This is a genomic window from Couchioplanes azureus (assembly GCF_014648355.1).
GTDB classification, from domain to species: domain Bacteria; phylum Actinomycetota; class Actinomycetes; order Mycobacteriales; family Micromonosporaceae; genus Actinoplanes; species Actinoplanes azureus.
The window spans coordinates 269,916-283,122 of record NZ_BMQY01000003.1; the positions used below are offsets into that span (position 1 = coordinate 269,916).

Annotated in this window: 8 protein-coding genes and 1 pseudogene; 7 read left to right on the plus strand and 2 right to left on the minus strand. The window is 75.1% G+C overall.

The window, feature by feature from the left end; genetic code table 11:
- Positions 1-1,912, minus strand: a 1,912-nt coding sequence (locus IEY99_RS12525; protein WP_189202661.1) for a sensor histidine kinase, incomplete at its 3' end; no start/stop codon positions are given.
- Between the two features lie 171 nt (positions 1,913-2,083).
- Here IEY99_RS12525 and IEY99_RS12530 point away from each other — a divergent pair.
- The 7 genes and pseudogenes from IEY99_RS12530 to IEY99_RS35260 form a co-directional block, all read left to right on the plus strand.
- Complete coding sequence (locus tag IEY99_RS12530; RefSeq protein ID WP_189202663.1) at positions 2,084-2,719, plus strand: hypothetical protein; 636 nt, start codon at positions 2,084-2,086, stop codon at positions 2,717-2,719.
- 236 nt (positions 2,720-2,955) lie between these two features.
- Positions 2,956-3,948 carry a glutathione S-transferase family protein gene (locus IEY99_RS12535; protein WP_189202665.1) on the plus strand — a complete coding sequence of 331 codons (993 nt, stop codon included), beginning with the start codon at positions 2,956-2,958 and terminating at the stop codon, positions 3,946-3,948.
- A gap of 30 nt (positions 3,949-3,978) precedes the next feature.
- Positions 3,979-6,846, plus strand: a complete 2,868-nt coding sequence (locus IEY99_RS12540; protein WP_189202666.1) for an SWIM zinc finger family protein — start codon at positions 3,979-3,981, stop codon at positions 6,844-6,846.
- Positions 6,843-7,904, plus strand: coding sequence for an ATP-binding protein (locus tag IEY99_RS12545; protein WP_189202668.1), 1,062 nt, complete (start codon positions 6,843-6,845; stop codon positions 7,902-7,904). The genes IEY99_RS12540 and IEY99_RS12545 overlap by 4 nt, the downstream gene beginning before the upstream one ends.
- Positions 7,897-10,350: a DUF5682 family protein gene (locus tag IEY99_RS12550; RefSeq protein WP_189202670.1), complete on the plus strand. Its 2,454-nt coding sequence runs from the start codon at positions 7,897-7,899 to the stop codon at positions 10,348-10,350. Before IEY99_RS12545 ends, IEY99_RS12550 begins: the two co-directional genes overlap by 8 nt.
- A 108-nt stretch (positions 10,351-10,458) precedes the next feature.
- Complete coding sequence (locus IEY99_RS12555; protein WP_189202672.1) at positions 10,459-11,634, plus strand: VWA domain-containing protein; 1,176 nt, start codon at positions 10,459-10,461, stop codon at positions 11,632-11,634.
- Between the two features lie 374 nt (positions 11,635-12,008).
- Positions 12,009-12,407: pseudogene (locus tag IEY99_RS35260) on the plus strand (DUF5753 domain-containing protein); the annotation flags it as partial.
- 71 nt (positions 12,408-12,478) lie between these two features.
- Here the strand turns inward: IEY99_RS35260 and IEY99_RS12565 are convergent.
- Positions 12,479-13,111: a 4'-phosphopantetheinyl transferase family protein gene (locus IEY99_RS12565; protein WP_189202675.1), complete on the minus strand. Its 633-nt coding sequence runs from the start codon at positions 13,109-13,111 to the stop codon at positions 12,479-12,481.
- Positions 13,112-13,207 lie beyond the last annotated feature (96 nt).

Consider the following 13,207-nt stretch of genomic DNA (forward strand, 5'->3'; position numbering starts at 1 on the left):
GGGACAGGCGGACCCTGGCGGTGGCCGCGCCGGCATGCCGGGCCACGTTCGCCAGGGCCTCGGAGGCGATCCGGTAGGCGGCCACCTCCGCCGCGGCGGGCAACCCCTCGAGATCCTCGCCCTCGACCGTGACGGTCAGGCCCGGTGCGCGGAGACGTTCGGCCTGCTGGCGTACGGCGCCCAGCAGGCCGACGTCGTCCAGGGCCGGCGGCCGCAGGTCGTGCACGAGCCGCCGGACGTCCGCCAGCGCGGCGGTCACGTCCTCGCGGGCCTGGCGCAGCAGCCGGTCCGCCTCCTCGGGCTTGCGGGCGGCCAGGTTGCGGGCGGTGTCGATGCGCAGTGCCACGCCGCCGAGCGTGGGCCCGAGCCCGTCGTGCAGGTCGCGCCGCAGCCGGCGCCGCTCCTCCTCGCGCGCCGCGACGATCCGCTCCCGGCCGCGCTGGAGCTCGGCGGCGAGGTACGCGGTCCGCGCCGCGATCGCCGCCTGCCGCACGATGTCGCCGAGCAGCCGCTCGTCGCGCGCGGACAGCGACGCCCGCCGCGACGGCAGCACCAGCCGGCCGACGGTCTCGTCCCGGTAGGCGATCGGCAGCACCTGCGTGTCCGCCGGGGCGGTCCCGTACGCCGCCACCACGCTCTCCCCGCCGGGGCGGTCGACCTCGACGGCCACGTACGGCACCCGGAACGCGGCCGCGACGCCGCGGGCCACGGCGACGAGCTGCTCCTCCGGGCGGTCCTGCCGTTCCAGCTGCTCGGCCAGGCCGGCGACCACGCCGTACGGGTCGTCGCGGCGGCCGCGCACGAGCCGGCGCACCAGGGTCCACAGCCGCTGCCGCAGCGGGCCGTAGACCGCGGTGACCAGCAGCAGCGCCAGCACGGCGGCGTCGCGTTCGGCCAGCCGCTCGCCCAGCACCGTGCTCGCCACGCCCAGCACGCAGGCGTCGACGAGCAGCACGGAGAGGGCCATGGCTGCGTAGAGAAGGGTGCCCCCGAGGAGCCGGTCGATGTCCACCAGCTGCGGTGCGACGATGCCGACCGTGAGGGCGATCCCGGTGAGGCCCACCGCCACGCTCAGCCCGATCGACGTCAAGGACTGCGGCAGCACGAGCATGGCGAGCATGGCCAGGACGTCCACCACGGCGGCCCAGAGCAGCCAGCGCATCCGGGCGCGGCGCCGCGGGTCGCCCCCGGACCGCCGGTAGCGGCCCAGGACCACCGCGAAGGGTACGACCAGACTGACCGGGACCAGCGCGCCCGCGACGGCCAGCACGGGCGCCCACACGGACGTGGGCAGGGCGATGGTGGTGGGATCGAGGTCGAGACCGGCGAAAGCGGCCGGGAGGGGATGGCCGGCGTCGGCCTGGGCCACGCCGGACGGTGCGAACAACAGCGCCAGCGGCAGCAGGGCGGTGCTCGCCAGCCCGGCGAGCGCGGCGACCCGCCACCGCCCGCGCGGCAGCCGCCCGTCCGGGTAGAGCAGCAGGATCAGCGGCAGCGACAGGAGCAGCGAGGCGCCGAGCCGCTGGTAGAGCCAGAAGGCCAGGCCCGCGCCGGGAAGCGCGGGATCGCTCAGGGTGGCGTACGCCAGCCAGGCGCAGGCCAGCCCGTCCAGGGCCCAGTGAACGCCGGTGATCAGCAGCACCCACGCGACGGGGTGCCGCGGCATGCGGTGCAGGAGCAGCGCACCGGGCGCGCACAGGAACGCCCCGGCGACCCCGGCGACCCAGCCGAGGTCGAGCCGGGTGGCGGCGCGGTGCGCGGCGGGCACGGCGGTGTCGATGACGGCGGCGGCCGCCACCGCGGCGAGCGCGAGGGCGACCGCGGCGCCGCCCACGACCGCCGGCAGCGTGCGGCGGGGCGCGGGAGAGGCGGCCGGCGTCACCCGCGGGCGCGGGGGTGCGTGCGAGGTCACCGGGTCATCGTCGCAGCGTGGGCGTCCCGCGGGCCCGAGGACCGGTGTCCCGGATTTCCCGGGACATTCTCCGGGACGCGGACGGGGGCGCGCGGCCCTGCCGGCCCGGGACGCGTCCCCGCAAGAGTTCTCCCCGTCACCGACGAGCACCACTTCCGCAGGGAGAACGACATGACGATCACCACCGCCCCGGCGCAGGCCCGCACCGACGTCACCACGCCGGCCGCGGCCGCCACCTCGACCCGGCAGGTGCGCCGCACGGGCCTCGCCGTCGCGGCCGGCTCGCTGGTCTGGGCCGCCTCGATGGCCGCCGTCAACCCGCAGTCGACGGACAGCACCGACATCCTGATCACCGACCTGGGCGCGATCCCGTTCCAGCTCTCGCTGTTCGCCCTGGTCACCACGCAGCTGCGGACGGCGGCGACAGGCACCTCCCGCCTCGCCCGGGGCATGCTCGCAACGGAGTACGTCCTGCTGACGCTCGCCACGATCTGGACCGTCCTGCACGGCCTGGTGCCGGCCTTCCGCGACGACCTCTGGCTGGCCGTCCTGGACGCGTTCTGGCCCCTGTCGATGCTGGGCATGTTCGTCATCGGCGCGAAGATCGCCTTCGCGGGCCGCTGGCGGGGCGTGGCCCGCGCCTGGCCGCTGGTCGCGGAGAGCTGGGCGGTCGTGGCCGTCCCCGCGATCGGCATCCTCGGCGCGTCGGGCGGCCGCTTCGTCGGCGCCGCGCACCTGCTGGTGGGCTACGTCGCCCTGGGCCTGATCCTGGCCCTCCGCCCGCACCTCACCACCGCCCGCGACTGACGACCTCACCCTGGGGAGACCCGGCCCTGCGGGCCGGGTCTCCGCCTTTCGCGCGCCACCACTCACGCAGGTCGCCGGGGTGGGCCGAGCGCTCTGGGCGCCCCGCGCCCATGCTCGGCCCGCCCCGGCCCTCGGCGGGAGCAGCGGTCTGTACCCACCACCCCGCTACGACATCCGCCTTTGACTTTGGCTCTTGACCTTGCTTGTGAACCGCCGCCAAAGGGAATGATGACCCTATGCCCTACGTCTCGGAGTCCGGTGAGTTCACCCGCGACCAGCGCTACATCGCCACCCGGATCACCGCGGACGGCCGCGACGGCTACCCGGTGGAGCCGGGCCGCTACCGCCTGGTGGTGAGCCGGGCCTGCCCCTGGGCCAACCGGGCGATCATCGTGCGGCGGCTGCTGGGCCTCGAGGACGTGCTCTCGATGGGCGTCGCCGGGCCGACGCACGACGAGCGGAGCTGGACGTTCGACCTGGATCCGGGCGGACGCGACCCGGTGCTCGGGATCGAGCGCCTCCAGGAGGCGTTCTTCCGGCGCTTCCCGGACTACGACAAGGGCATCACCGTGCCGGCGATCGTCGACGTGCCGACCGGTCAGGTGGTGACGAACGACTTCGCCCAGATCACCCTCGACCTGTCGCTGGAATGGACCGAGTACCACCGCGAGGGCGCACCCCGGCTCTATCCGCCGGAGTTGCGGGAGGAGATCGACAAGGTCGGCGAGTACGTGTTCAAGGACGTCAACAACGGCGTCTACCGGGCCGGGTTCGCCGGGTCGCAGGAGGCGTACGAGCGGGCGTACCACCGGCTCTTCGACCGGCTGGACGAGCTGTCGGACCGGCTCTGCCGGCAGCGCTACCTGGTCGGCGACACGATCACCGAGGCGGACGTGCGGCTCTTCACGACGCTGGTGCGCTTCGACGCGGTCTACCACGGGCACTTCAAGTGCAACCGCAGCAAGCTGACCGAGATGCCGGTGCTGTGGGCGTACGCGCGGGACCTGTTCCAGACGCCCGGCTTCGGGGACACGATCGACTTCGTCCACATCAAGCGGCACTACTACGAGGTGCATCGCGACATCAACCCGACCGGCATCGTCCCGGCGGGACCGGAGCTGTCCGGGTGGCTCGAGGAGCACGGCCGGGAGCGGCTCGGCGGGAGGCCGTTCGGGGACGGGAGCCCGCCGCCGCCACCGAAGGCGGGCGAGGAAGTGCCGGCGCTGTAAAACGTCGTACCCCGCCCCTACAGTCTGCGCGTGCCCGTCGAACGCTGGTCCGCCGCCCAGGTCACCGCCGTCGCCCCCGACGCCGGGTCGCTGACGGGCGCCCGCGGTGTCGCCGCCGCCTCGAAGTGGCAGGCGACCGGCCTGCTCGACGACGTCCTGTGGGGACTGTGCAAGGGCAGCGGGAAGAATCCGTACCAGGTGGCTGTGGACCTCTCCGGCCCGGCTTACAAGTGCTCGTGCCCGAGCCGCAAGTTCCCGTGCAAGCATGCGCTGGGCCTGCTGATGATGTGGGCGGAGGGCACCGCGCCCGACCCGGCCCCCTCGCCGCCCGGGTTCGTCGCGGAGTGGCGGGCGAGCCGGGCGGCGCGCGCCTCGGCCACCGCGCAGAGATCCGCCGGACCGGCGGATCCGGAGGCGGCCCGCAAACGCGCCCGGCAGCGCGCGGAGCGGGTCGCCGCGGGCATGGCGGAGCTGGGGCGGTGGCTCGACGACCAGGTCCAGCAGGGGCTGGCGGGCGCCGAGCGCGCCGGCCGGGCACCGTTCGAGGCGATGGCGGCCCGGCTCGTCGACGCGCAGGCGCCCGGCGCCGCGTCCGCGGTGCGCCGCCTCGGCGACGTCGCCGGCGTCGGCCCGCACTGGGCCGACCGGCTGCTCGGCGACCTCGCCATGCTGCGCCTGCTGGTGGCGGGTCACGAGCGCCTCGACGCGCTGCCCCCGGCGCTGGCGGCCACCGTGCGCGCGCGGATCGGCTTTCCGGTCGCCACGGAGGACGTGCTGGCCACGCCGCCCGTGCCGGACCACTGGCAGGTGCTCGGCCGGGCCGACAGCGACGACGGCACGATCATCACCCGGCGCACGTGGTTGCGCGGTGTCGACAGTGGCCGGTTCGCGCTCCACCTGTCGTTCGCCGCGCCCGGTCAGACGCCGGCCGCCGACCTCGTTCCGGGCACGTCCTTCGACGCCGACCTGTGTTTCTATCCGGGCGCCGCACCGCTGCGGGCGCTCGTCAAGGAGCGGCGGTCGGCGCCCCGGCCGCTGACGGCGCCCAGCGGCGCGACCGGCGCGCGGGAGGCGCTGCGCGGCTGGGCGGCCGTCCTCGCCGCCGAGCCGTGGCGCTTCGATGCTCCGGTGCTGCTGGCGGGCGTCGCTCCCACCACCGACGGCTGTCTCACCGACGCCGCCGGCGACTCGCTGCCGCTCGCGGCCGGGCACCGGGAGCCCTGGTGGCTGCTGGCCGCCGCCGGCGGAGCGCCCGCGACCGTGGCGGCCGAGTGGACACCGGCGGGCCTGCGCCCGCTGGCCGCCTGGGTGGACGGCCGCTTCGTGCCGGCGGCTCCCCCGGTGCCCGACGGCGCGCCGCGGCGCTCCCCCGAGCTGCCGTCCGGCCTGCTCGCGGCCGCCCTGGTGGGCACGAGCCGCCGGCCGTTCTCCGCGGCGACCGTCGACGTCGGCGACCGCGGCATCGAGCTCGGAGCCGGCTGCCCGCTGCTGGAGGCGGCGGCCACCGCCCTGGTCTACCGCCGCGCCGGCACGACACCCTCCACCTCGCACCCGCCGGTCGCGCGGGCGCCCGCCGAGACCGGCCCGCCGGTCCCGGGCGCGGCGGGCGCACGGCTGCTGCGCCTGCTCGGCGACGGCGCACCCGGCGGCACACAGCAGGCTCAGGAGCTGCTCGCCCAGTGGCTCGCCGCCGCCGCAGCGCACGGCGGCCACGTCCCGCCGGAGTCGCTGCCCGCGCTGCTCGACGCGGGCCGCCGCAACGGCGCGGTCCGGCCCGCGATCGGCCGGGTCGCCGGCGCTCGCGGCCGCTGGCTGGCGGACCTGCGACCGGAATGGCGGTGGTTGCGCGAGGAGGCGCCCGGCACGGCCGTCGCCGACGATCCCACCGTCTGGCAGACGGGAACGAGCGGGGAGCGCCTCGCCCACCTCACCCGGCTGCGCGGCGGCGACCCCGCCGCCGGCCTGGCCACACTGCGCGGCACCTGGCACACCGAGGCGCCGGAGGACCGCGCCCGGTTCGTCGCCGCCCTGGGCACCGGGCTGTCCCTCGCCGACGACGAGTTCCTGGAGGCGGCGCTCGACGACCGCCGCAAGGAGGTGCGCGAGGCCGCGGCCGAGCTGCTGCGCCGGCTTCCCGGCTCGGGCCTCGGCCGCCGGATGGCGGCGCGGGCGCTGGCCGCGGTCACGCTCGAGCGCCGCACCCTGGGACGCGACCGGCTGGCCGTCACGCCGCCCGCCGAGGTCACCGCCGAGCTGCGCCGCGACGGGGTCGCCGCCCAGCCCGCCCGCGGCACCGGCGTGCAGGCCTGGCTGCTGGAGGAGATCGTCGCCGGCACGGCGCTGTCCACCTGGACCACGGCGTTCGGCCGCGGCCCGTCCGCGGTCGTGGAGCTGGCGCGCGGCAACGACTGGGAGGCGGCGCTGCTGCACGGCTGGGCCCGGGCCGCGATCGTCCAGGCCGACCCGGGATGGGCTGCCGCGCTGGTGCACAACGACTCCCGGGAGAAGGCGGCGGGGCTGCGCGAGGCGGTCCGGTGGGACCTGCACCTCCTGCTTCCCCCGGCTGACCTCGCCCGGATCGCCGCCGACTTCCTGCGCCGCGAGGACCATCTCGCCCACCGCCTGCTCGCGGTGCACCCCGGCGCCTGGCCGGACGAGCTGGCCGTCGCGGTGGTCGAGACCATCGCGCACCGCGCCCGCACCGACCGGCACAGCTGGCAGCTCGCCGAGCTGTGCCGCGCCGCCGCGACCGCCATGCCACCGGCGTACGCGACGCACGTCACCGCCCTCGCCGCCCGGCTCGACCAGGACGCGGCCGACCCGTCCCGGATCCGGCCGGTCGCCGAGCTGGCCCGCACCCTCACCTTCCGCCACGAGATGCTCCAGGAGTTCGCATGACCGCTCTGCGTCCCCACGCCGAGGACCAGTACGCCGACGAGCTCGCCCTGCTGGCGGAGGCCGACGACCGGCCGCGGCCGCCCGGCTGGCGGCTGTCCCCGCAGGCCGTGGTGACCTACCTGCTGGGCGACGGTGCGAAGATCACCCCGAAGTACGTGGGCCCGCGCCGACTCATGGAGGTGGCGGTGTCCACTCTGGTCACCGACCGGGCGCTGCTGCTGCTCGGTGTGCCGGGCACGGCCAAGACCTGGGTCTCGGAGCACCTCGCCGCCGCCATCAGCGGCGACTCCACCCAGCTCGTGCAGGGCACGGCGGGCACGGCCGAGGAGGCCATCCGGTACGGGTGGAACTACGCGCGGCTGCTCGCCGAGGGCCCGTCCGAGGCGGCTCTGACCCCGAGCCCGGTCATGCGCGCCATGCGCAGCGGCACGATCGCCCGCGTCGAGGAGCTCACCCGGGTGCCCTCCGACGTGCAGGACGCTCTTATCACCATCCTGTCCGAGAAGACGCTGCCGGTGCCGGAGCTGAACACCGAGGTCCAGGCGCAGCGCGGCTTCAACCTGATCGCCACGGCCAACGACCGCGACCGCGGCGTCAACGAGCTGTCGAGCGCGCTGCGGCGCCGCTTCAACACGGTGGTGCTGCCCGTGCCCGCGTCGGCCGACGACGAGGTGGAGATCGTGGCGCGCCGGGTGGCCCAGCTCGGCCGGTCGCTCGATCTGCCGGAGGTGCCCGCCGCACTGGAGGAGATCCGCCGGGTGGTGACGATCTTCCGCGAGCTGCGCAGCGGCATGACCGAGGACGGCCGCACCAAGCTGAAGTCCCCGACCGGCACCCTGTCCACGGCCGAGGCCATCTCCGTGATCACCAGCGGCATGGCCCTGGCCGCGCACTTCGGCGACGGCCGGCTGCATCCGGGCGACGTGGCCGCGGGCATCCTCGGCGCGGTGGTCAAGGACCCGGTCTCCGACAGCGTGGTGTGGCGCGAATACCTCGAGACGGTCGTGCGCGAACGCACCGACTGGCGCGACTTCTACCGCGCGGCCCGCGATGCCTGAACGGCTCTACGGCATCCGCCACCACGGCCCCGGCTCGGCGCGGGCGGTGCTGCGCGAGCTGGAGCGGCACCGGCCGTCGGTGTTGCTGGTCGAGGGCCCGCCGGAGGCGGACGACCTGGTCGGCTGGGTGGCCGACCCGGGCCTGGAGCCGCCGGTGGCGCTGCTCGGCTACGCGCCGGACGACCCGCGCCGGTCCGCGTTCTGGCCGTTCGCCGTCTTCTCGCCGGAGTGGCAGGCGATCCGGTGGGCGGTGCGCCAGGGGATTCCGGTGCGGTTCTTCGACCTGCCCTACGCCTATCGGCTCACCGACGGGGCGACGCCGGCCTCGCCGCCGGCCGCGGGTCCTCCATCGACCGATCCTTCCTCGGCCCCGTCCTCGCCGGATCCTTCGTCGGCTCCTTCCTCACCAAATCCTTCGCCGGGCCCGCCCTCGCCGGATTCTCCGTCGGTTTCGCCCTTGCCGGGTCCGCCCGCGGCGCCGCCGGCCGGGGACGGGGGGTCGCCGGAGCGGGTGCGGCCGGTCGATCCGATCGGTGAGCTGGCCCGGGCAGCCGGGTACGACGATCCCGAGCGGTGGTGGGAGGACGTGGTCGAGCATCGCGGCATGCCCGCCTTCGCCGCGATCGCCGAGGCCATGGCCGCCATCCGGGAGACCTCCGCCGAAGACCCCGAGGACCTTCTCCGCGAGGCCTACATGCGCACGGTCCTGCGCGAGGTGCGGCGCACCCACGAGGACATCGCCGTCGTCTGCGGCGCGTGGCACGTGCCGGCGCTCACCCGCAAGGTCACCGCGAAGGACGACGCCGCGCTGCTCAGGGGACGCCGGAAGGCGAAGGTGGCGTTCACCTGGGTGCCGTGGACGTACGGGCGGCTGGCCTCGTGGTCCGGATACGGCGCCGGGGTGCGCTCCCCCGGCTGGTACCACCACCTCTTCACCGCCGGCGGCGACGTGGTGCCACGGTGGCTCGTCGACGCCGCGGGGGTGCTGCGCGCCGAGGGGGTGCCGACCTCGTCCGCGCACGTCATCGAGGCGACCCGGCTGGCCGAGGCGCTGGCCGCGCTGCGCGGCCGGCCGCTCGCCGGGCTGGCCGAGGTCACCGAGGCCGCCGAGGCGGTCATGTGCGACGGCGAGCCGCTGCGCACCGAGCTCATCGGGCGGCGGCTGGTCGTCGGCGAGCGGCTCGGGGGCGTGCCGGACGAGATGCCCGCCGTACCGCTGGCCAAGGACCTCGCCGCGCGGCAGCGGGCCGTACGCCTCAAGCCGGAGGCCCTGGAACGCGTCCTCGAGCTGGACCTGCGCCGCGACATCGACCTGGCCCGCAGCCGCCTGCTGCACCGGATGCGCGCGATCGGGGTGCCGTGGGGCGAGCCGGAGACGGCCCGGCGCGGCACCGGCACCTTCCGCGAGCAGTGGCGGCTGCGCTGGCTGCCCGACTTCGCGGTGCAACTGGTCGAGGGCAGCATGTACGGCACCACGGTCGAGGCGGCGGCGACCACCAAGGTGACCGACGCGGCCCGCAAGGCGGCCAGCCTGGGCGAGGTGACCGCGCTGGTCGAGGTGTGTCTGCTCGCCGACCTCGCCGACGCCTTCCCGCCGGTGCTCGCCGCCCTGGACACCCGCGCCGCGGTGGACGCCGACATCACCCACCTCATGGCCGCGATCCCCGCCCTGGCACGGGCGCTGCGCTACGGCGACGTGCGGCGTACGGACGTCGCCGGCCTCGCCACGGTGACGGCCAGCCTGCTCACCCGGGTCTGCGCCGGCCTCCCCGCGGCCGTCGGGTCGCTCTCCGACGAGGCCGCCCGGGAACTGCGCGACCGCGTCGACGAGGTGCACCGCGCAGTGGGCCTGCTGGACGACCAGCGCCCGGCCAACCACGACGGCGACAAGCAGGGCGACCACCGCGGCGATAGCGACCCCGACGGCGACCACCGCAGTGACGGCGACCCCGACGGCGGGCCCGACCGCGAGGACCTGCGCGAGCGCTGGCTTGGCACGCTCCTGGCGGTGTCCCGGCGGCCCGGGTTGCACGGGTTGCTCGCCGGGCGGCTGACCCGGCTGCTGCTGGACGCGGGCCGGCTCGACACCGCCGAGGTGCGGCGCCGGCTGCGGCTGCCGCTCACCGTCGGCACGCCGCCCGCGCACGGCGCCGCCTGGGTCGAGGGATTCCTCTCCGGCGGCGGGTTGCTGCTCGTGCACGACGACGCGCTGCTGGAGCTCATCGACGGCTGGCTCGCCGACATCCCGGCGGACGGCTTCGACGACGTGCTGCCGCTGCTGCGGCGCACGTTCGGCGCCTTCGCGACCGGGGAACGCCGGGCCATCGGCGAACGGGTCGCGGGCGGTGCCGGGTCGGCGCCCCCGGAACCGATCACCCTGGACCACGACCGGGCGGCGCTCGTCCTGCCCACTCTGGGCACTCTCCTCGGCCGGGAGATCAGATGAACGGCATGCTGCGGAGCAGCCGCGTGACCGAGGTGCTCGGACGGGAGATCGGATGACCGGCAAGCTCCAGGGCAGCCACGCGACCGACATGCTCGGACGGGAGATCGGATGACCGACATCGACGATGCGGCGCGGCGGGAACGGCTGCGCCGGTGGCGGCTCGTGCTGGGCGGTCCCGCCGACGAGGCGCTCGGCGAGGCGCAGGGTCGCGACGCCCGGATGGACGCCGCCCTGGCCGCCCTCTACGACGGCGCCGAGGACGCGGAGGGCCGGCGCACCGCGCGGTCGGCCGGGCTCGGCGGCTCGGCGCCGAAGGTGGCCCGCTGGCTCGGTGACATCCGGGAGTACTTCCCCAGCACGGTCGTCCAGGTCATGCAGGCGGACGCCATCGAGCGCCTCGACCTGACCCGGCTGCTGCTGGAACCGGAGATGCTCGCGGCGGTCGAGCCGGACGTCCACCTGGTCGGCACGCTGCTGTCGCTGAACCGCGTCATGCCCGCGCGCACCAAGGACGCGGCCCGTCAGGTCGTCCGCAAGGTCGTCGCCGAGCTGGAGGAGCGGATCAGCCAGAAGACCCGGGCGGCGGTCAGCGGCGCGCTGAACCGGGCCGCCCGGATCAACCGTCCCAAGCTGACCGACATCGACTGGGACCGGACCATCCGCGCCAACCTCAGGCACTACCAGCCCGAGCACCGCACGGTCGTCCCGGAACGCCTCGTCGGCTACGGCCGGCGCACCACGGCCGTCCAGCGCGACGTGGTGCTCTGCGTCGACCAGTCCGGCTCGATGGCGGCCTCGGTGGTGTTCTCCGGCGTCTTCGCGGCCGTCCTGGCCTCGATGCGGTCGCTGAAGACCTCGCTGGTCGTCTTCGACACGGCGGTGGTCGACCTGACCGACCAGCTCGCCGACCCGGTGGAGGTCCTCTTCGGCACCCAGCTCGGCGGCGGCACCGACATCAACCGCGCGATCGGCTACGGCCAGCAGTTGATCACCAGGCCCCGGGACAGCATCTTCGTGCTGATCAGCGACCTGTACGAGGGCGGCGTGCGCGAGCAGATGCTGCGCCGGGTGGCCGAGATGACCGCCGCGGGTGTCCAGGTCGTCGTGCTCCTGGCCCTCTCGGACGAGGGCGCCCCGGCCTACGACCACGACAACGCCGCGGCGCTGGCGGCCCTGGGAGTCCCGGCTTTCGCCTGCACCCCGGACGCCTTCCCGGACCTGATGGCGGCGGCCATCGAACGCCGTGACCTGATGGGCTTCGCCCAACGGCTCGCCGAGCGCTGACCTTCAGCCCGGCACCCAGGCAACGCTCCGCCGCCTGCCTCGCGCGGGCCGACCTATCCAACGCCGACAGGTCATGCCTGTCTGCGCCGCAGGCTTTCAAGACGGGCATCGACGCACGGCCACCGAAGACCACAGGTACACCGCCTACGCCGAGGGATCCCGCAACGGCGGCGAGGCCACTGGTCGCGGCTGTCGAGCAGTGCCGTCGCCCGCCACAGGCGGACTTCGCTCAGAAGTGCGACGAGACGCTGGGAGGCGGAGGTCTGCTACTCCGGATCCGCGAGGCGACCGTACGACAAGCACTGACTCCCTGGTTCCGGGAATGGGCGGCCATCGAACGGGACGCGCGCACGCTGCGATCGTTCCAGCCGCTGGTGCTGCCGGGCCGTTTCCAGACGCCGGACTACGCCCACGCACTCTGCGCCATGGGCAGTCCGCTACCGGCGGATCTGGTGGAACAGATCGTCGCGAGCCGGATCGAGCGGCAGGTGGTCTTGGAACGGACGCCACCTCCGCTGCTGGTGGCGGTGACCGACTACACCGTCCTCGAACGGCCCATCGGTGGTCCGAAGACCATGCGCATCCAACTCCAGCGTCTGATCCAACTCGGCGAGCGGCCCAACATCCATATCCACATCGGGCCGAAGAGCGTCGGCGGCCATACCGGCCTGAGCGGTCCGTTCGTCATCGCCTCTCCGTTCGAGGGCAGGGAGGTCGCCTATCTCGACCATCAGATAACTGGTGTGGTGGTCGACCTGCCGACCAAGGTGGGGCTGCTGAACGAGGCGTGGGAGGCTGTGCGGTCCGAGGCTCTGCCGAAACGGCAGAGCGCCGGCGCGGGCGACTACAGGACGATGGCGGTCAGGACGATGCCGTCCGCCACCAGGAAGCGGCCGGTCAGCGTGCCGAACGGCCCCGGGCGGAGCAGCCGCGCGGTGAACTCGCCCGTGTCCGGGGTGAAGGTCAGCGTCGCCTCCTCGAAGCCGAGCCATTCGCCCGTACGCGGGAACCAGACCTTGTAGACGGACTCCTTCGCGCTGAAGAGGAGCCGCTCCCACCACGTCTCCGGATGCTTGGCGGCCAGGGCCGCGAGGTGGTCGCGTTCCTCCGGCAGCGAGACCAGGTCGAGCACTCCGTCCGGCAGCGGGCCGTGCACCTCCGCGTCGACGCCGATGCCGGTCACTTCCGTGTCCCGGGCGACCGCTGCCGCCCGGTAGCCGGCGCAGTGGGTGAGGCTGCCGACGATTCCCCGGGGCCAGATCGGTGCGCCGCGCTCGCCGCGCAGGATCGGGCCGGGTGGGATGCCGAGCTCGGCGAGCGCGGTGCGGGCGCAGTGCCGCACGGTGGTGAACTCGGCGCGCCGTTTGGCGACCGCGGTGGCCACGAGTTCCGCCTCGCCCGGGAACAGCGGGGCGTCGCTCGGGTCGTCGAGGGCGTGGGCCGAGCGGACCGGCGGCGGCAGGATGCGTTCGATCATGCCTGGGACAGCCGGGGTGCGGCATCGGCGAGAATCGGGGGCATGGCGGAACCTTACCGGGCCGCCGCCACCGCAATCCGAGCACGCAGAAGGGGT